This is a genomic window from Achromobacter sp. GbtcB20 (assembly GCF_019091095.1).
GTDB lineage: Bacteria > Pseudomonadota > Gammaproteobacteria > Burkholderiales > Burkholderiaceae_B > Achromobacter > Achromobacter mucicolens.
Window position 1 is genome coordinate 38,327 of sequence record NZ_JAGXJZ010000007.1, and the last position, 19,378, is coordinate 57,704.

Genomic DNA, 19,378 nt, shown 5'->3' on the forward strand with positions numbered 1-19,378 from the left:
GGACTTCAGTTCGCAAACTTGAGCGGCAGGCCGGTCAGGCGCAGCAGCTCATCGGCGGTCATGTCGCCAAAGATGTCGGTGACGGTCACGCCGTCCTTGTTGATGTCGAACACCGCGACATCGGTGTACACGCGCGATACGCAGCGCACGCCGGTCAGCGGATAGGTGCACGTCTCGACCAGCTTGCTCTGGCCTTCGCGGGTCTGCAGTTCCATCATCACGAAAACGTCCTTCGCGCCGATGGCCAGATCCATCGCGCCGCCCACGGCGGGGATGGCGTCGGGCGCGCCGGTGTGCCAGTTGGCCAGGTCGCCGTGCTGCGAGACCTGAAAGGCGCCCAGCACGCAGATGTCCAGATGGCCGCCGCGCATCATCGCGAACGAATCGGCATGATGAAAGAACGAGCAGCCGGGCAGTTCGGTGACGGGCTGCTTGCCGGCGTTGATGAGGTCGTAGTCTTCCTCGCCCTTGGCGGGCGCCGGGCCCATGCCCAGCATGCCGTTTTCGGTGTGCAGGATGACTTCGCGGCCGGCCGGCAGGTGGTTGGCGACGAGCGTGGGCAGGCCAATGCCCAGGTTCACGTAGGCGCCTTCGGGAATGTCCTGCGCGACGCGGGCGGCGATCTGGTCGCGGGTCAGTTTGGTGCTCATTGCTGCTCCTTGGCGGCCGCTTGGCCTGCGATCTGCACGACGCGCTTGACGAAGATGCCGGGGGTCACGACGGTTTCGGGGTCCAGCTCGCCCAGTTCGACGATTTCGCGCACTTGGGCCACGGCGACGCGCGCGGCGCTGGCCATGATGGGGCCGAAGTTGCGGGCGGTCTTGCGGTAGACCAGGTTGCCCCAGCGGTCGCCGCGTTCGGCCTTGATGAGCGCGTAGTCGGCGTGCAGCGGGTACTCCAGCACGTACTGGCGGCCGTTGATTTCGCGGGTTTCCTTGCCGTCGGCCAGCGGCGTGCCGTAGCCGGTGGGCGTGAAGAACGCGCCGATGCCGGCGCCGGCGGCGCGGATGCGCTCGGCCAGGTTGCCTTGGGGCACCAGTTCCAGTTCCAGCTTGCCGCTGCGGTACAGGCCGTCGAAGATCTGCGAGTCCGCCTGACGCGGAAACGAGCAGATGATCTTGCGCACGCGGTTGGCGCCCAGCAGCGCGGCGAGGCCGGTGGTGCCGTTGCCGGCGTTGTTGTTGATGATGACCAGGTCCTTGGCGCCCTGTTCAAGCAGGGCGTCGATCAGTTCCATGGGCTGGCCGGCGGTGCCAAAGCCGCCGATCATGACGGTGGCGCCATCGGGGACGTCCGCCAGGGCGGCGGCAGCGCTTGCAACAAGCTTAGAGATCATGATGTTCGCTCATAGGTGGCGTGTCATAATTTGTTCTTCTTTCGAACTTTCGTTCTTCTGAAGAACATCGTTTCATGGGGACTGCGAAGGCGTCAAGGCATGCCCGCACGCCGCACTCTCCATCGTTCGGAGTCGCCCGCAAGGGGCAACGCAGGGCTCGCCGGCGGCGGGCCTTTTACTCTTGGAACCAGACGGATGGCCGAGCAAGATCCCCAGCAACCCAGCGACAGTTACGTGCAATCCTTCGCGCGCGGCCTGTCGGTGATCCGGGCCTTCGGCCCCGACCGTTCGCAGATGACGCTGTCCGAAGTCGCGGCCGTGACGGGCCTGACCCGCGCGGGCGCGCGCCGCATTCTGCTGACGCTGGAACATTTGGGCTACGTCACCGTCGACGACCGCAAGTTCTCGCTGACGCCGCGCATCCTGGAGCTCGGTTACGCCTACCTGTCGGGCACGCCGCTGTGGAACCTGGCGCTGCCCTACATGGAAGAAGTCGCCGAGCTGACGCGCGAATCGTGTTCCGTGTCGGTGCTGGAAGGCGCCGACATCGTCTACATCCTGCGGCTGTCGACCCATAAGGTGATGACGATCAACCTGGCCGTGGGCAGCCGCTTGCCGGCCTGGGTGACGTCGATGGGCCGCGTGCTGCTGGCGGGCCTGCCGCCGGCCGAACTGGACCGCGTGCTGGCGATGAGCCAGATCCAGCGCTACACGGCGGATACCGTTACCGACATCGATGAGATCAAGCGCGTGCTGGCCGGCGTGCGCGCCGATGGCTACGCGTGCGTGGCGCAGGAACTGGAGCCCGGCCTGCAGTCGGTGGCGGTGCCCATCATCGACCGCAGCGGCCGCGTGATCGCCGCGATGAACGTCAGCGGCCATGCCAACCGGTTTTCGCGCGAGGCGATGCTGGAGGCCTTTCTGCCGCCGCTGCGCCGCGCCGCCGACCAGATCAACCACGCGCTGCTGCGCCGCTAGGCGGCGCGGGCGGATGGCGAGGTCGGTCGGCAGGGACATGGCGGCCGCGTTCAGATGGGTGCGACGCCAAGCGTCGTGCCGCCGCAGACATACAGCATCTGGCCGGTGACGAACCCGTTGTCGGGCGACAAAAAGAACATCGCGGCGCGTGCGACGTCTTCAGGGGTGCCCAGGCGCTTGACGACGATGCTGTTGATGATGCGCTCGGTCTGCGGCGCGCCCGCGGGATTGCTCTTGGTGAAAAGGTCGGTGGCGATGGGGCCGGGGCCGATGGCGTTGACGGTGATGCCGTCGCCGCCCAGTTCCATGGCCAGCGTGCGGGTCATGCCCACCAGTCCGGCCTTCGTGGCCGAATAGACGACGCGATCCGGCTTGCCCAGCGCCGCGCGCGAGGACATGTTGACGATGCGGCCGAAGCCGGCTTCGCGCATGGCGGGCAGCGTGGCCTGCACCAGGATGAGCGCGGTGCGCAGGTGCAGATTAACGACGTAGTCCAGGTCGGCCAGCGTGGCGGTGTCGGCGGTGCCGGGCCGCGTGGCGCCGGCGTTGTTCACGAGGCCGACAATGTTGAACGCGCTGGTGACTTCGCGGGCCACTTCCTGCGTGCGCGCTTCATCGGTCAGATCGGCCTGATACGAGACCAGACCCGCCGGCGGATTCTCGGGCAGCTTGTAGTCGATGTTGACGACCTTGTGGCCGGCATCGAGCAGCATGCGGACGATGGCCGCGCCGATCCCGGCGCTGCCGCCGGTGACGAGATATGCGGTGGGTTTGGTCATATCAATTCCCGTTCGGTTCAAAAAAACACGGCTCTGACAATAGCCCTAGTTCCACCCCAGATCGGGGACACCGCCAGATCCGGCTCCGCCGGTCTGCAGGTGTCGCCCCCTGGGGGGCGCGCGCGAGCGCGTACGGGGGGGCTCAATGCGTCAGGTAGCCCCAGGCGAGGACGGCGGTGATGTGGATCACGCCGACCCACAGCATCATGATGACGGTATAGCCCATCACGTCGCGCAGCTTGAGCTTGGACAGGGCCAGCGCGGGCAGGATCCAGAAGGGTTGCACGAGGTCGTTCCAGGCGTTGCCCAGCATGACGGCCATGGTGGTCTGGTTGAGCGCGCTGCCGATTTCCTTGGCGGCGTCGATCATGAACGGACCCTGGATGACCCAGTGGCCGCCGGCGGACGGCGCAAAGAAGTTGATGACGAACGAGCTGATCAGGCCCCAGAACGGCAGCGTTTCAGGCGTGGCGACGTCGACAAAGACCTTGGAGATCGATGTGACCAGACCCGAGGCGGCCATGATGGCCATGATGCCGGCGTAGAACGGGTACTGCAGGATGATCCCGGAAATGGTCTTGATGCCTTCGGTCAGCTTGGCGACGTAGGCGGCGGGGGTGCCGAGCAGGATGATGCCGAGGAACAGGATGATGAAGTTGATGAGGTTCAGGTCCAGCGAACCGCCGTCCATGAAGTGAAAGACGACGTAGGCCACGCCGAGCGCGCCGATGAGCAGGCTGAGCAGGCGGCTGTTGTTGAGCTTGGAGGCGAGCGTGCCCTTTTCGAGCATGTCTTCGGCGGCGCTGGACGCGTTGGCGTCGCGGTCGATGTTGGGATCGACTTCGACGATGGCTTCACCCTTCTTGGGGTGCAGCCAGGCGTTGAGCAGCGGCAGGGTGATGATGATGACCAGGCTGGTGATCAGCATGGGCACGGAGAAGATGGTTTGGGACAGGGGGATGGTGCCCATCTGCGCGGCGGTGGGGTGACCGGGCGTGGCGACGAGCACGGGGATGCTGGCCGACAGGCCAAGACCGTACATGGTGAAGCCGCTGTAGGCGGCGGCGATGATCAGGGGGTAGTGCACGCCCTTGACCTTCAGGGCCAGCTTCTTGGCGACGATGCCGCCGATGACCAGGCCAAAGCCCCAGTTCAGGTAGCTGCCGATGCCGCCGACGAGGGTGGCGACGATGATGGCGGTGTGCGGCTTGTGGACGTGGCTGACGATGCGGTTGAGCATTCGGTCGGTCAGCGGCGCGGTGGCCAGCACGTAGCCCATGGCCAGGATGACGGCCATCTGGGTGGTGAAGGCCAAGAGGCTCCAGAAGCCTTTGCCCCAGGCGCGGGTGACATCGCCGATGCTCTGGCCTTCGATGCCCATGGCCAGCAGCACGGTGAGCAAGGTGAGCGCGATCGCAAAGACAAAGGGATCGGGCAGATACTTGCGCATCAGCTCGGTAAAGAATGAAGCCAATTTATTCATGGTGCCTCCAACAACTCCGTAAGGCGGTTCTCTGATGTCCGGCGGCGCGCGTCATCGGGTGACGATGCGGGCGCGCGGGACGATTGCTTTTCTTTGTGTGGGTGGGCTCGTGGCCCGATGGCGCGGTCGGTCTTGGCCGCCGCGCTTTTTTGTGAATGTTTGAGAACGGCTCAGGAGCCGCCGGCCTTGCCGTTCAGCCAGGCAGCCAGTTCGCCAAGGGCGGCGCTTTTCTCGCGCAGGACGCGTTCGCGGCGTTCGGGGCTCCAGGTGTAGAAGCCCTGGCTGCTCTTGGCGCCGAGGTGGCCGCTGTCGACTTTGCTCTTGAGCAGGTCGGACGGTTCGGTGCGGTTCTCGAGGTCTTTGTAGAGGTAGCTGGCGATGGCGTAATGAACGTCGATGCCGTTCATGTCGCGCTGTTCCAGTGGGCCGGACAGGGCGAGGCGAATGCCGAGGCTCCACTTGACGACTTCGTCGATGTCTTCGGCGCTGGCAACGCCCTTTTCCAGCAGGGAGATGGCTTCGCGCGCAAGCGCATGCTGGATGCGGTTGGCGATGAAGCCGGGGATGTCCTGCCGCACGAGGACGGGGCGTTTGCCGCCGAAGCGCAGGGTGGCCATGACTTTGGCAACGGTGTCCTCGGAGGTGTCGTCGTTACGGACGACCTCGACGAGGGGGATGACGTCGGCGGGGGTGAAGAAGTGGGCGCCCACGAAGCGGTCGCGGCGCTGGACGGCGCTGGCGATAGCGTTGATGGACAGGCCGGAGGTGTTGGTGGCGAAGATCGTGTGCGCGGGGCACAGGGTGTCGAGCTTGGCGAAGATGCCGCGCTTGAGATCCAGGTTCTCCGGGACGGCCTCGATGACGAGGTCGCTGGCGGCGGCAGCTTCGAGGCCTTGCTCCATGCGGATGCGCTGGATGACCTGCTGGACTTCGCCGGGCGCGTAGACGTTCAACTGCCGTTCGATGGTCTTGAGGGCTCGGTCCAGGGCGCCGTCGACCGGATCGATCAAAACGACATTGAGTCCCTTCGAGGCGAACAGCGCGGCAATGCCGCTGCCCATGGCGCCTGCGCCGATGACGGCGAGATTTCTGAGGGGAGTGTCCATATGGCTCGCTTGGTGCTTGCGGCTGCTGCTTGCACGCGGGCACGCGGGGACCAGGAGGAACGCTGTCTCGTCCGAGGGTGCCTTTCTGTGCGCGGCTGGCCAGAAAAATCTTTGTGTTCTATATACGAACATTTGTGCGTGTATAGAATTTCTGTGGGGGATAGTACTAAAAGTTGCTGGGGGTGGACAAATGGGGGATGGGGGGTGTTCGGTGGGTGGACGGTGGTGCGCGCTTGGACATCGGGCTGGGGTATGTGGGCGGAGGATTGTCTGGCCAGGTGATGGCTTGTGAAGTTGTGACGTGTGCTGGTCGTGTCCGCTGGCTGCTGTCTTTGCGGATGGGGGAGTGTTTGGATTGTTGTGTGCAGGCCTATGAGGGAGTGCCCGGATTTTTGTGTGCAGGCCTTTGATGGTTTTCAAGGAGACTGAGGCAGTGTTCTTTTGGCGCCCGGCGCGTCGTCGGCCTGGGGCGCGCGGGGCTACGATTGCGGTCCGGAGCCTTCGCTCCGGACTGCCCCGTCGTCATCGTCGTTGTCGCCTCCGGCGACTGCCTTCCGATTCCCTCGGGCGCATCTACACGCCCCGCGCACCCCAGGCCGCCGCCACGCCGGGCTCGGGTGGATTCAGCTTGGCGGGCTCTGGGGAGGGTGGGGTTCTTGAGGTTCTTGCTTGCGGTCGTGCGGGTTTGAAGCGTCTTGCGGTGCCCGCCCCGCGGCGGCCGCGCGGGCGGCCTGGCGGGGCTTACGCGATGTCTTGCGTTGGCGTGATGACGCTTCGCGGTCGCGCGGACTTCTTGGTATCTGATGGCGGTCTAGATGCAGATGCTCTTAGGTGTCTGACACCCTTAAGCACTGTCGTTTGAATCTGCGGATCGTGTTGCCGGGTGTCTGACACCGGCCGCAAGCGGCAATCCTGGTGGCGCCATCGACATCCGCGGTTCCGGTTCCCGCCAGCGTTTCTACCCCGAATTCCGCAGTCCCGCCGCGATTCCGTTGATCGTCAGATGGATCGCGCGCTGCACGCGCTTGTCGACCTCTGCGGCGGGCTTTTTCTGCGCCGCGCGGTGGCGGCGGATGAGGTCGATCTGCAGATAGTTCAGCGGGTCGATATACGCGAAGCGTTCGCGCAGCAGGATTTGCAGCGTGGGGTTGTCGGCGAGCAGTTCGCGTTGGGTCAGCAGTTTGAGCATGGCGAGCGTGCGGCCGTGTTCGGCGCTGATGGCGCCGAAGATGCGTTCGCGCAGGGCGCGCTGGGGGACGAGTTGGGCGTAGCGGGCGGCGATGGCGAGGTCGGATTTGGCCAGCACCATTTCCATGTTGGAGAGCAGGGTGCGGAAGGCGGGCCAGTCGCGGGCCATTTCGCGTAGTTGGGCGAGGCGGCCGCGGCGGGAGCGGGGGGCGTCGGGGGCGCCGGTTTCGAGGTAGGCCTCGATGGCCGAACCCATGCCGTACCAGCCGGTGAGCATGAGGCGGCATTGGGCCCAGGAGAAGCCCCAGGGGATGGCGCGCAGGTCTTCGATGCGTTGGCCCTTTTTGCGGGAGGCGGGACGCGAGCCGATGTTCAGGCCGGCGATTTCGCTGATGGGCGTGGCGGCGAAGAAGTATTCGGCGAAGCCGGGGGTGTCGTAGACGAGGCCGCGGTAGGTGCGTTGCGCGGTGTCGGACATGACGGACATGGCGGGGCCGTGGTGGGCCATGTGGGCATCTTCGGCGCTGGTGGCTTCGGCGCGCGGGGCGAGGCTGGATTCGAGGGTGGCGGCGACGAGGAGTTCAAGGTGCCAGCGGCCGACTTCGGCGTCCTTGTACTTGCTTTGGATGACTTCGCCTTGCTCGGTGAGGCGGATCTGGCCGGCGACGGTGCCGGGAGGCTGGGCAAGGATGGCGTCGAAGCTGGAACCGCCGCCGCGGCCGACGGAGCCGCCGCGGCCGTGAAAGAGGCGCAGGCGGACGTTGCGGCTGGAGAAGACATCGACCAGCGCGCGTTCGGCCTGGTAGAGCGACCAGTTGGAGGTCAGGAAGCCGCCGTCCTTGTTGCTGTCGGAGTAGCCCAGCATGACTTCCTGCGCGCCGTTTTGCGCGCGCTTCACGCGTTGGCGGATTTCGGGCAGGTCGAGCCAGGCGGCCATGATGTCGGCGCCGCGTTGCAGGTCGGGGATGGTTTCAAAGAGCGGCACGACCATGAGGCCGTCTTCGGGAAGGATGTCCTGGCCGGCGGGCGCGATGAGGCCGGCCTCTTTCTGCAGGACCATGACTTCGAGCAGGTCGCTGAGCGTTTCGGTGTGCGAGACGATGGTCTGGCGCACGGCCTGTTTGCCGTAGCGCGCGCGGCCGGCGGCGGCGGCGCGCAGGACGGCGAGCTCGCGGGTGGTGTCTTCGGAGTAGGCGATCCAGGGCGACGCGAGCGGGCGCGCCTGGGCGAGTTCGGCGCGCAGGAGTTCGACGCGTTCGTCTTCGGTCAGGGCCAGGTAGTCGAGAGGCTTGCCGTTGTGCGTGACGCCGGCGCGCGAGAAGAGTTCGGCAAGCGCGCCTTCGTGGACGTCGGAGCTTTGGCGCAGGTCGACGGTGGCCAGGTGAAAGCCGAAGACTTCGAGGGCCTGCTGCAGGCCGGAGAGGCGCAGCTTGGCGAGGGGGGCGCCGTGGTGCGCGGCGAGGGATGCGGCGATGACGGCGAGGTCGGCGGCGAATTCCTGGGGGGCGTCGTAGGCGGGGGCGGCGACAGTGCTGCGGCGGGCAAGGTTCTGGCCGGTCAGGCGCAGCGCGGTGGCGGCCAGCCGGGCGTAGACGCCGACGAGGGCGCGCCGGTAGGGTTCGTCGCGGCGGTGCGGGGAGTCGTCGCCGCTGCGCTCGGCGAGCGCGAGCAGTTCGGGGTCTGCGGCGATGAGCAGGGTGGTGATGGACAGTTCAGCGCCCAGCGCGTGGACTTCCTGCAGGTAGTGTTCAAAGAGGACGGTGGCCTGGCGCAGCAGGGCGCGTTCGAGCGTGGCGGCGTCGACGTTGGGATTGCCGTCGCGGTCGCCGCCGATCCAGCTGCCCATGCGCAGGAAGGGTTCAAGCGGTGGGGGCGGCGCGGCGAAGGGCTTGGCGGACTCGCGGTTGAGCAGTTTGGAGAGGTCGCCGTACAGGCGCGGGATGACCTGCAAAAAGGTGCTGCGATAGTACGAGAGCGCGTTTTCGATTTCATCGGCGACGGTCAGGCGCGTGTAGCGCAGCATGCGGGTCTGCCACAGGGTGGCGACGCGGCCGAGCAATGCGGTGTCGAGTTCGGCCAGTTCGTCGGGCGTGAGCTGGGCGTCGCGCTGCGCGAGCGCGCTGGCGATTTCGCGGTGGACGTCGAGCGTGCTTTTGCGCTGCACTTCAGTGGGGTGCGCGGTGAGGACGGGCATGACGCAGGCTTCGGCCAGCAGTCGGCGGATGCGCGCCACGCCGACGCCCTGGCCGCCAAGCACCTGGATGGCTTCGCGCAGGCTGCCACGCGCGGGCGTGCCGTCGGTGAGGGCGCGGGCGCGCTGGCGGCGGTTCTGGTCGCGGTCTTCGGCGATGTTGGCCAGATGCAGAAAGTAGCTGAAGGCGCGTGCGACGGAGTTGGGGTCGCTGCCTTGCAGGCGCTTGACGCGTTGTTCGAGCAGTTTGCTGTCGGCGTCGTCGCCTTCGCGGCGGAATTTGACGGCGGTGCGGCGCAAGGTTTCGATGGTGTCGAAGACGCGCTTGCCTTCGCATTCTTCGATGACTTCTCCTAACAGTCGGCCTAACAGCCGGATATCGTGACGCAAGGGTTCTGCGGAATCTGACTGCGTGCGCTTGGCATTCATCGTGCGGGGATCCGTCTGACGGCTGTTGGAAGAGGAAAAGTCGAAGCGGGCGTTGCGGGCAAACCTTGAAAATGATGGGTCGATTTTACGCAGCGTTCCTTACGGGGAAGGCGGTTTGCTCGGTTAAAGTGCGAGGTATCCCTTCGTTATTCCAGAAGCCCCCTTTATGCAAAATCATCAACGTCGCGCGCTCGTGCTGTTTTCGGGCGGCCAGGATTCCACCACTTGCCTCGCCTGGGCGCTTGACCGCTATGCGCATGTGGAGACGGTGGCGTTCGATTACGGGCAGCGCCATCACATCGAACTGTCTGCGCGGCTGAATGTGCTGCGTGAGATCCGGGCCAATTTTCCGGACTGGGCGGCGCGGTTGGGCGAGGATCATCTGCTGGACCTGAAGGTGCTGGGTCAGGTGGGCGATACGGCGATGACGAGCGAACGCGCGATCGAGATGCAGGCCAATGGACTGCCGAATACGTTTGTGCCGGGGCGCAATCTGTTGTTCCTGACGTTGGCGGCGGCGCTGGGGTATCGGCGTCAGCTGGACGTGCTGGTGGGCGGGATGTGCGAGACGGATTTCTCGGGGTATCCGGATTGCCGGGACGACACGATCAAGGCGCAGCAGGTGGCGTTGGGGCTGGGACTTGGGTCACGGGTGACGATCGAGACGCCGCTGATGTGGATCGACAAATCTGAGACCTGGGCGCTGGCCTATGCGCTGGGCGGTGATGCGTTGGTGGAGACGATCGTCGAGGAAAGCCATACGTGTTATCTGGGAGAGCGGGGGGCTCGGCATGATTGGGGGTATGGGTGCGGGGAGTGTCCGGCTTGCAAGTTGAGGAAGATCGGGTGGGAGAAATGGGTGGTGGCTTCGGCGGCAGAGGGGTGAGTGGCTGGTCAGCTCGGCAATGGCCTGGGGCTGGTTCTTGGGACGCTCGGTGTTTCGGCGGCCTAGCGCTGGTTCCTAAGACGGTCGGTGTTTCGGCGGACTGGATCTGGTTCTTGAGACGCCCGGCGCGTCGTCGGCCTGGGGCGCGCGGGGCTACGATTGCGGTCCGGAGCCTTCGCTCCGGACTGCCCCTTCGTCATCTTCGTTGTCGCCTTCGGCGACTGCCTTCAGATTCCCTCGGGCGCATCTACACGCCCCGCGCACCCCAGGCCGACGACACGCCGAGCTCTGGTGGTTTCAGCTTGGCGGGCGCTGGGGCGAATCGAGTTCTTGAGGTTCTTGCCTGCTGTCGTGAGGGGTTGAAGCATCTTGCGGCGCCCGCCCCACGACGGCCGCGCGGGCGGCCTGGCGGGGCTTACGCGGTGTCTTGCGTTTGGTGATGACGCTTCGCGCGTTGCTGCGGTGTGTTTCGCACTAGGTGTCTGACACCCTACAGAAACGCCCTCCCATCTAGCGCCACCGCCTCCTGGGTGTCTGACACCGTCCCAAGAACGCCAGCGCTCAAACACCATCCCGCGCCGTCGGTACAACGGCAGGTGTGGCGGCCGCCATCACTGCCGCTTCATTCACCCGCCCGATGAACCTCCATCTCAGCATCAGCGCTGCCGCAGCAATGACGGCTGCCAGCGCTGCGGACGCCATCATTGCTGCTTTCGCGCCTTGCCACTCGATGACATACGCATACGCAACCGGTGCGGCGGCGGTCAGCAGAAAGCTGGAGATCAGCAACGCTCCGACCAGCGCGCCGTAGCTTCGGAAGTCGAAGAGCGCCAGCGGCAGGGTGCCGCGGGTGATGGTCATGAGGCCGTTGCAGGCGCCGTAGAGCAGGGTGTAGGCGGCGGTGGTGTAGAGGTTGCCGCCGGGAACGAGGGCGAGCAGGAAGCATAGGGGGAGGGCGAGGCCCACCGCCAGGTTGAGGGTCAGGGGATGCAGGCGGGCACCGACGAGGACGTCGCCGAGGCGCGCGGCGAATTGGCCGATGCCCCATAGGGCGGCGACGCTGACGGCGGCGGCGGTGGCCAGGCCCAGGCCGGTCAGCAGGGAGAAGAGGTGGGCGGCGTTGCCGGCGGCCAGGAAGTTGGTCAGCATCGCCATGACGGCGTACAGGGTGCCGGCCAGGCGGCGTTCGGCGGCGGTGCGGGTCAGGGCGGTGGCGGCCTTGCCGGGGTCGGTGTGGGTGGCGGCGGTGTAGCGGCGGCGGGGCAGGGCCAGGTAGAGGGGGACGGTGGCGAGCGCCAGGGCGGCGTAGCACCAGGCGGCGCCGCGCCAGCCCAGCCATTCGGCAAGAAAGTGGCCGACGGGCCACATGACGGTGGATGCCAGGCCGCCGAAGAGGGTGATCTGGGACATGGGCCGGCGCGCGGCGAGGCCGGCGGCGCGGGCCAGGGCGGCGAAGGCGGCGTCGTACAGGCACAGGCGCATACCGACGCCCAGCGTGGCCCAGGCCGCGAAGTAGAGGGCGTGGGCGTGCGTGACGGCGAGCAGGGCGCAGCCCAGCGCGGACAGCACGGCGCCGGCAGGCATGACGCGGTGGCCGCCCCAACGGTCCACGGCGGCGCCGGCGGCGGGCGATACCAGGGCCATGACGACAATGGCGGCGGAGAAGCCGCCGTAGATGGTGGCGGCGTTCCAGCCCAGGTCTGCGGTCATGGCCGGGCCGAGGGCGCCGATGAGGTAGAAGGTGACGCCCCAGCCGACAAGCTGGGTGAGCCCCAGGCAGATGACGGCGCGGGGGCGGATCATGGGCGTTGCGGGGGCGTGGTGTCGCCGTCGCCCAGGCTGCGCTGCATGAGTACGGTGTCACGCCATTCGCCGTGCTTGTGACCGACGGAGCGCAGGGTGCCGACGGGGTGAAAGCCCTGGCTGGCGTGCAGCGCCAGCGAGGCGGCGTTGCGGCTGTCGCCCACGACGGCCAGCATCTGGCGCCAGCCGGCGGCGGTGCAGCGTTCGATCAGGGCGGCGAGCAGCTTGCCGCCGATGCCCAGTCCGGCGCGGCCGGCCTTGACGTAGACGGAGTCTTCGACGGTGTGCCGGTACGCGGGGCGCGGGCGGTAGGGCGTGACGTAGGCGTAGCCGACGACTTCGCCGTTGATCTCGGCGACGAGGTAGGGCATTTCCTTTTCCAGGACGCCGGCGCGGCGCTGGCGCATTTCGGCGATGGAGGGCGGGTCGAGCTCGAACGAGGCGGTGCCGTGCTGCACGTGGTGCGCATAGATGGTCTTGATGGCGGGCAGATCGGCTTCCGCGCTGTCGCGGATGAGGACGGTGGGCGAATGGGGCGACATGGAAATGGCCGGAAATTTAGGGGGCGATCGGGTGCGCAAGGAGCCGCAAGAATGGACGCGTGGTTGGGCAATGAAAACGTCAGTGTGGGCCAAGCGCTTTCATTAATAAAGCTTTGGTCTATTATGATTTTCATAAGTAAAACTTTGGTGTGAGCCATGCGCGGCTTGAATCTGGACCACCTGCGCACGTTTGCGCAGGTCATCGAACTGGGCAGTTTTTCCGCCGCCGCCGAGCGCGGGGGCGTGACGCAGCCGGCGGTCAGCCTGCAGATCCGTCAATTGGAGCGGCGCTTCGGCCTGAAGCTGGTCGAGCGCGTGGGTCGGCGCGCGGGGCCGACGGCGGCGGGGCGGGAGCTGCTGGCGCACATCCGCGTGATCGACGGCGCGATTGCGCAGGCCGAGCAGGCGATGAGCGCCCATGCGTCGCAGGTGTCGGGGCGGATTCGGCTGGGCACGGGCGCGACGGCGTGCACCTATCTGCTGCCGCCGGTGCTGGCGGACCTGCGTCAGCGGTTTCCGGCGCTGGACGTCGTGGCCAGCACGGGCAACACGGCGGACATGCTGCGCGGGCTGGAGGCCAATACGCTGGATATCGTGCTGATCACGCTGCCCGCGCCGGGCCGCATGTTCCAGGCGACGCCGTTGATGGAGGACGAATTCGTGGCGATCTTTCCGGCGCGCGATGCGGCCGCCATCCCCGAGGCGGTGACGCCGCAGGCGCTGGCGCGGATGCCGCTGGTGCTGTTCGAGCCGGGCGCGCGTACGCGGCGGCTGGTGGACGACTGGTTCGGGGCGGCGGGCGTGGCGGCCAAGCCGATCATGGAACTGGGCAGCACGGAGGCGATGAAGGAGATCGTGGGGGCGGGCCTGGGCTGCGCGGTGTTGCCCCGCTTGGCGGTGTCGGGCGCGGGCCGGCGCGAGGCGCTGGAGGTACGCTCGCTGACGCCGCGCCTGTCGCGCGACCTGGCGATTGTCCTGCGGCGCGACAAGCCGCTCAGCCGCGGGCTGCGGCATCTGCAGGATGCGCTGCTGGCGCTGCGAGGGGATACGCCATGACGGCGTCCTCCGTGCCGCGCACGCCGGCCGAACTGGATCTTTATCCCTATGAGTCGTCGCGCCGTCCGGTGGCGGGGCTGGCCGTGGACTACCCGGACGGGCATCGCGTCAAGCGCCATCGCCATCGGCGCGGACAGCTGGTCTATGCGATCTCGGGCGTGATGGTGGTGGATACGGACGCGGGTATCTGGGTGGTGCCGCCGACGCGCGGCGTGTGGGTGCCGGCGTGGGTGACGCACGGCATCCGCATGAGCGGCGAACCGCGCATGCGCACCGTGTTTGTGGAACCCGGCGCGGCGGCGCATCTGCCCGCGCAGTGCTGCGTGTTGTCGGTGTCGCCCTTGCTGCGCGAGTTGATGGCGGCCGCCGCCCAGGTGCCGCTGGACTGGGCGCCGGACACGCGCGACGGCCGGCTGATGATGCTGCTGCTGGACGAGCTGCGCCAGGAGCCCGCGCTGCCGCTGCATCTGCCGCAGCCGTCGGAGCCGCGCCTTGCCCGGATCTGCCGGGCCATCGTGCGGCATCCGGAACGTCAGGACGGGGCGGCCGACTGGGCGCGGGCGTTGGGGGTGGATCCCAAGACGGTGCATCGGCTTTTTCTGCGGCATACGGGCATGACGTTCGGCCGCTGGCGCCAGCAGGCGCGGCTGCTGGCGGCGATGGAGCGGCTGGCGCGGGGCGATCGGGTATTGGATGTGGCGCTGGACCTGGGGTACGAAAGCCCCAGCGCGTTCGCGGCCATGTTCCGCAAGGCGCTGGGGGAGTCGCCCAGCGCCTTTGCGGCGCGCAGCGTGGCGTCCGCCTGACGGCCGCGTGTCCGTTTCAGCACGGCCTCGGGGCGGCCGGGGGCGGAACCAGCGTATTATTTACCGTTTTGCCGCCCACGCTAACAGCTACAGCCTGAGACAGATCATGCCGCACTACCGCTCCCGCACTTCGACCCACGGCCGCAACATGGCCGGCGCCCGCGCCTTGTGGCGCGCCACCGGCATGAAGGATGGCGACTTCGGCAAGCCGATCATCGCCGTGGTGAACTCGTTCACGCAGTTCGTCCCCGGCCACGTGCACCTGCGCGACCTGGGCGCGCTGGTGGCCAAGGAAATCGAAGCCGCCGGCGGCGTCGCCAAGGAATTCAACACCATCGCCGTGGACGACGGCATCGCCATGGGTCACGGCGGCATGCTGTATTCGCTGCCGTCGCGCGAACTCATCGCGGACTCGGTGGAATACATGGTCAACGCGCACTGCGCCGACGCCATGGTCTGCATCTCGAACTGCGACAAGATCACCCCGGGGATGCTGATGGCCGCGATGCGCCTGAACATCCCGGTCGTGTTCGTGTCCGGCGGCCCGATGGAAGCGGGCAAGGTCAAGTCGCCCACCGACGGCAAGGTCATCGCCAAGATCGACCTGGTCGACGCCATGATCAAGGCCGCCGATCCCAACGTGTCGGACGCGGAAGTCGCCGAAGTCGAACGCAGCGCCTGCCCGACCTGCGGCTCCTGTTCCGGCATGTTCACCGCCAACTCGATGAACTGCCTGACCGAAGCCATCGGCTTGGCGCTGCCGGGCAACGGCACCATCGTCGCCACGCACGCCTGGCGCAAGGGGCTGTTCGAACAGGCCGGCCGCTTGGTCGTTGACCTGTGCCGCCGCTACTACGTCGAAGAAGACGAATCCGTCCTGCCGCGCAACATCGCCACCAAGAGCGCGTTCCAGAACGCGATGGCGCTGGACGTGGCGATGGGCGGTTCGACCAACACCGTGCTGCACTTGCTGGCCGCGGCGCAGGAAGCCGGTGTGGACTTCACCATGGCCGATATCGACCGCATCTCGCGCAAGGTGCCGTGCCTGTGCAAGGCGGCGCCCGCCACCGACAAGTACCACATCGAAGACGTGCACCGCGCCGGTGGCATCCTGGGCATCCTGGGTGAACTGGCGCGCGCCGATCTGCTGGACCTGTCCTGCGGCAACGTGCACAGCGGCACGCTGGGCAACGCCATCCAGCAATGGGACGTGGCCGGCAACGCCAGCGAAGAAGCCAAAAAGTTCTACCGCGCGGCGCCCGGCGGCATCCCGACCACGGTCGCCTTCAGCCAGGACGCCACGTTCCTGACGCTGGACACCGACCGCAAGACGGGCTGCATCCGCAGCAAGGAAAGCGCCTATTCCAAGGACGGCGGCCTGGCCGTGCTGTACGGCAACCTGGCGGAAAAGGGTTGCATCGTGAAGACGGCCGGCGTGGACGAGTCGCAATGGGTCTTCACGGGCCGCGCACGCGTCTTCGAAAGCCAGGACGACGCCGTTGAAGGCATCCTGGGCGACAAGGTCGTCGCGGGCGACGTGGTGGTGATCCGCTACGAAGGCCCCAAGGGCGGCCCCGGCATGCAGGAAATGCTGTACCCCACGTCCTACCTGAAGTCCAAGGGCCTGGGCAAGACCTGCGCGCTCTTTACCGACGGCCGTTTCTCGGGCGGCTCGTCCGGTCTGGTGATCGGCCACGCCTCGCCGGAAGCGGCCGAAGGCGGCACCATCGGCCTGGTCGAAGAAGGCGACACGATCGAGATCGACATCCCCAACCGTAAGATCCACCTGGCCGTGTCCGACGACGAACTGGCCCGCCGCCGCGCCGCGATGGATGCGCGCGCCGACGGCTGGGAGCCGGTGGGCCGCGAACGCGTGGTGTCGCAGGCACTGCAGGCCTACGCCGCGCTGGCCACGTCGGCCGATCGCGGTGCGGTGCGCGATCTGTCGCAGCTCAAGCTGAAAGGCAAGCGGTGATCGGTTGATGGTCGGTTGCTGAGAAAGGCGGCGCTTCGGGCGCCGCCTTTTTATTGTGCAGTGAGGCACGACGCGTATTAGTAGACGCCATCCAGCAATGTCTGAAATACAATATTCAAGCTGTATTTAGAATAAACAGTTTAAAAGCTGTTTTTCGGAAATACAGCTTGAATTGCGTATTCGAAATTTACAGCCTAGAATCTGTAAACCTTCATCTGCGCGAGTTTCGCATGCCCGACTTCACCGTCCACACGGCGGACCAGCTCCCCGCTTTGCTGCGGGCATTCCGCAAGCAGGCCGGCATGACCCAGGCTGCGGCGGCGCTACGTCTGGGCGTGACGCAGCAGACGCTATCGGCGTTCGAGCGCAATGCGGGCAAGCTCGGCGCCGACCGGTTGCTGGAAATTCTCGGCATCCTGGGCGTGGACGTCGTGTTGCGGCAGCGCACGGCGCCGTCCGCGACCGAGTCATCGACCACACCGGATTGGTAACCATGGGCCGACGATCCCAGCACCGCGCCCTGGATCTCTGGATGAACGGGGATTTTGTGGGCGTCTGGAGCGTCCAGCCCCAGACCGGAGAGATGCTCCACTACGACGAGACGTGGATCGCCTCCGAACGCGGCCGGCCATTGTCGTTGTCACTTCCATTCACGCCGGGCAACCCGCCGCATCGCGGCGAAGCCGTGCGTAATTACTTCGAAAATCTGCTGCCCGACAGCCAGAACTTGCGCGAGCGCGTCGCGCGGCGGTTTCAGACGGGATCCACCGATGCGTTCTCGTTGCTGGCTGAAATTGGCCGGGATTGCGTCGGCGCGGTGCAGGTCATGCCCCACGGCCAGGCGCCGGAGCATGTGACGCGGGTTGACGCCACGGCCCTCAGCGACGCGCAAGTAGCCCAGGCGCTGCGCACGACCCTGACGCCGGGGCCGTGGGCGGGGCGCAATGTGGATGACGATGACGAATTTCGCATCTCGATCGCCGGCGCACAGGAAAAGACGGCCATGCTGTGGTTCGATGGCCGCTGGTGCAGGCCTCACGGCGCCACGCCAACCACGCATATCTTCAAGATGCCGCTTGGCCTCGTTGGAAACTTGAAGTTCGACATGAGCGACTCGGTAGAGAACGAGTGGCTATGTTCCGAGATCCTCCACGCTTATGGAATGCCGGTGGCCCGCACCCGGCCTTTGATGTTCGAGGATATGAAGGTGCTCGCGGTCGAGCGCTTCGACCGCATGTGGTGGCGCAACGACGACGGCAAGCGCTGGCTGATCCGGCGGCCGCAGGAAGACATGTGTCAGGCGACGGCCACGCCGCCGCATCTGAAGTACGAATCCGATGGCGGGCCGGGCGTACGCACCATCATGAAGCTGCTGGCCACTTCGCGCGAGCCCGATGTTGATCGGCGCACGTTTTTTCAGGCGCAGGTCTTGTTCTGGATGTTGCGCGCCACGGACGGCCACGCAAAGAACTTCAGCATTTTTATGCGTCCGGGCGGCGCATACGCACTGACGCCGCTGTACGACGTGCTGTCTGCTTATCCCGTTATCGGGACCGGCGCCAATCAGCTTTCGCCCTTCAAGGCGCGCATGGCCATGGCAGTGCGCACCAGGAATCCCCACTGGATCATGCGCGATATCCTGCGGCGTCATTGGCTCGCGATGGGGGCGGAACACGGTGTGGTGGCGCCTGACGGCCGGGGCGTGGAGGCGGTGGTCGACGACTTGGTCTCACGCACGCCGGAAGTCGTGCGCGTGGTGCGCGACTTACTGTCACCCGCATTTCCGGACCACGTGGCCACTCCCATCCTGAATGGCCTGCAGGCCGCGGCAGACAGACTAGCGGGTTAGCCAGAAGGAGTCCAAACCCATGCCCCTGAACTCCGAAGCCTTGCGCCTGTTCCTCGGCGTGGTCGACGCCGGTTCCCTCAGCGCCGCGGCCGAAATGCTCGGCCAGACGGCGTCGGGCGTCAGCCGGGGCCTGCAGCGGCTGGAGGAAGACCTGGGCGTCACGCTGCTGAACCGCACCACACGCCGCATGGAACTGACCGAGGAAGGCCTGCATTTCCTGCCCAAGGCGCGCCAGATCGTGGCCGCATTGGAAGAGGCCGAGGAGTGCATGCGGATGGTGCACCAACGGCCGGCCGGGCGATTGCGCGTGGATGCGTCGGTGCCGGTGATGCTGCATTGCGTGGTGCCGCACGTGGCCGAGTTCCGGCGCGCATATCCGGAGATCTCGCTGGAGCTCACCAGCAACGACCGCATCGTGGACCTGATGGAGCATCGCACCGATGTCGCGCTGCGCATGGGGCCGCTGACCGATTCGACGCTGCACGCCCGCGCGCTACGGCCGTCGCCGCGCTGGATGATGGCCAGTCCCGACTACATCGCCCGCCGTGGCGCGCCGCGCACGGTGGAGGATCTGGCGGACCACGAATTGCTGGGCTTTACCCAGCCGGAAAGCCTGAATCTCTGGCCGCTGCGCCATGCGGGCGGTTCGAGCTTTCAGGCGACGCCGACGCTGGCGACCTCCAGCGGCGAAACGCAGCGGCAACTGGCGCTGCGCGGCGTGGGCATCGCCTGCCTGTCGGACTTTGTCGTGCGCGAGGACATCGCGGCCGGGCGGCTGGTGAAGGTGCTGGAAAGCGAATACACCGATTACCTGCAACCGATGCACGCGGTGTACCACCGCAATACGCAGCTATCGCGGCGCATTGCGTGCTTCCTGGATTTTTACGCGGGCCGGATTTGATGCGCGCAGGTGTCTGACACCCCGCGGACGTGCTCTGGGCATGTCGCCTGTCTCACGAGGGTGTCAGACA

The 19,378-nt window shown here is 66.5% G+C and carries 16 protein-coding genes; 8 read left to right on the forward strand and 8 right to left on the reverse strand.

Annotated features, from left to right (window positions below; genetic code table 11):
• Window positions 1-5 precede the first annotated feature (5 nt).
• Both KVT32_RS11665 and KVT32_RS11670 read right to left on the reverse strand, forming a co-directional pair.
• The gene (locus tag KVT32_RS11665; RefSeq protein WP_056319825.1) at window positions 6-650 is read right to left on the reverse strand and encodes a 3-oxoacid CoA-transferase subunit B; all 645 of its coding nucleotides are present in this window, start codon (window positions 648-650) and stop codon (window positions 6-8) included.
• The gene (locus KVT32_RS11670; RefSeq protein WP_056319823.1) at window positions 647-1,336 is read right to left on the reverse strand and encodes a 3-oxoacid CoA-transferase subunit A; all 690 of its coding nucleotides are present in this window, start codon (window positions 1,334-1,336) and stop codon (window positions 647-649) included. The genes KVT32_RS11665 and KVT32_RS11670 overlap by 4 nt, the downstream gene beginning before the upstream one ends.
• A gap of 195 nt (window positions 1,337-1,531) precedes the next feature.
• Between KVT32_RS11670 and KVT32_RS11675 the strand changes: the two genes are divergently transcribed.
• Window positions 1,532-2,314, forward strand: a complete 783-nt coding sequence (locus KVT32_RS11675) for an IclR family transcriptional regulator (RefSeq protein WP_142052616.1) — start codon at window positions 1,532-1,534, stop codon at window positions 2,312-2,314.
• Window positions 2,315-2,364: 50 nt separating this feature from the next.
• Here KVT32_RS11675 and KVT32_RS11680 read toward each other — a convergent pair whose 3' ends face one another.
• The 4 genes from KVT32_RS11680 to ppc form a co-directional block, all read right to left on the reverse strand.
• Window positions 2,365-3,093, reverse strand: coding sequence for an SDR family NAD(P)-dependent oxidoreductase (locus KVT32_RS11680; RefSeq protein ID WP_152382811.1), 729 nt, complete (start codon window positions 3,091-3,093; stop codon window positions 2,365-2,367).
• Window positions 3,094-3,235: 142 nt separating this feature from the next.
• On the reverse strand, window positions 3,236-4,576 hold the full coding sequence (locus tag KVT32_RS11685) for a short-chain fatty acid transporter (protein ID WP_056319815.1): 1,341 nt from the start codon (window positions 4,574-4,576) through the stop codon (window positions 3,236-3,238).
• Between the two features lie 170 nt (window positions 4,577-4,746).
• Window positions 4,747-5,682, reverse strand: coding sequence for a 3-hydroxyacyl-CoA dehydrogenase family protein (locus KVT32_RS11690; RefSeq protein WP_152382810.1), 936 nt, complete (start codon window positions 5,680-5,682; stop codon window positions 4,747-4,749).
• 958 nt (window positions 5,683-6,640) lie between these two features.
• The gene (ppc, locus tag KVT32_RS11695; RefSeq protein WP_152382809.1) at window positions 6,641-9,490 is read right to left on the reverse strand and encodes a phosphoenolpyruvate carboxylase; all 2,850 of its coding nucleotides are present in this window, start codon (window positions 9,488-9,490) and stop codon (window positions 6,641-6,643) included.
• Window positions 9,491-9,656: 166 nt separating this feature from the next.
• On the opposite strand from ppc, the gene queC reads away from it, so the two are divergent.
• On the forward strand, window positions 9,657-10,376 hold the full coding sequence (gene queC, locus KVT32_RS11700) for a 7-cyano-7-deazaguanine synthase QueC (RefSeq protein WP_152382808.1): 720 nt from the start codon (window positions 9,657-9,659) through the stop codon (window positions 10,374-10,376).
• Between the two features lie 561 nt (window positions 10,377-10,937).
• Here queC and KVT32_RS11705 read toward each other — a convergent pair.
• Together KVT32_RS11705 and KVT32_RS11710 are read right to left on the reverse strand one after the other, a co-directional pair.
• Window positions 10,938-12,179: an MFS transporter gene (locus KVT32_RS11705; RefSeq protein WP_152382807.1), complete on the reverse strand. Its 1,242-nt coding sequence runs from the start codon at window positions 12,177-12,179 to the stop codon at window positions 10,938-10,940.
• A complete protein-coding gene (locus tag KVT32_RS11710) occupies window positions 12,176-12,721 on the reverse strand; it encodes a GNAT family N-acetyltransferase (RefSeq protein WP_062841295.1) in 546 nt (181 codons plus the stop codon). The genes KVT32_RS11705 and KVT32_RS11710 overlap by 4 nt, the downstream gene beginning before the upstream one ends.
• A gap of 156 nt (window positions 12,722-12,877) precedes the next feature.
• Between KVT32_RS11710 and KVT32_RS11715 the strand changes: the two genes are divergently transcribed.
• The 6 genes from KVT32_RS11715 to KVT32_RS11740 all read left to right on the forward strand — a co-directional run bounded on the left by KVT32_RS11715 (window position 12,878) and on the right by KVT32_RS11740 (window position 19,308).
• Window positions 12,878-13,777, forward strand: coding sequence for a LysR family transcriptional regulator (locus KVT32_RS11715; RefSeq protein WP_152382806.1), 900 nt, complete (start codon window positions 12,878-12,880; stop codon window positions 13,775-13,777).
• A complete protein-coding gene (locus KVT32_RS11720; RefSeq protein ID WP_056319794.1) occupies window positions 13,774-14,583 on the forward strand; it encodes a helix-turn-helix domain-containing protein in 810 nt (269 codons plus the stop codon). Before KVT32_RS11715 ends, KVT32_RS11720 begins: the two co-directional genes overlap by 4 nt.
• Window positions 14,584-14,689: 106 nt before the next feature.
• Window positions 14,690-16,558, forward strand: coding sequence for a dihydroxy-acid dehydratase (ilvD, locus tag KVT32_RS11725; RefSeq protein ID WP_063954592.1), 1,869 nt, complete (start codon window positions 14,690-14,692; stop codon window positions 16,556-16,558).
• Window positions 16,559-16,788: 230 nt separating this feature from the next.
• Window positions 16,789-17,049, forward strand: coding sequence for a helix-turn-helix transcriptional regulator (locus KVT32_RS11730; protein WP_152382803.1), 261 nt, complete (start codon window positions 16,789-16,791; stop codon window positions 17,047-17,049).
• A gap of 2 nt (window positions 17,050-17,051) precedes the next feature.
• Window positions 17,052-18,407: a type II toxin-antitoxin system HipA family toxin gene (locus KVT32_RS11735; RefSeq protein WP_152382802.1), complete on the forward strand. Its 1,356-nt coding sequence runs from the start codon at window positions 17,052-17,054 to the stop codon at window positions 18,405-18,407.
• Window positions 18,408-18,426: 19 nt separating this feature from the next.
• Entirely contained in the window at window positions 18,427-19,308 is an 882-nt protein-coding gene (locus tag KVT32_RS11740) for a LysR family transcriptional regulator (RefSeq protein ID WP_217618240.1), read from the forward strand.
• Window positions 19,309-19,378 lie beyond the last annotated feature (70 nt).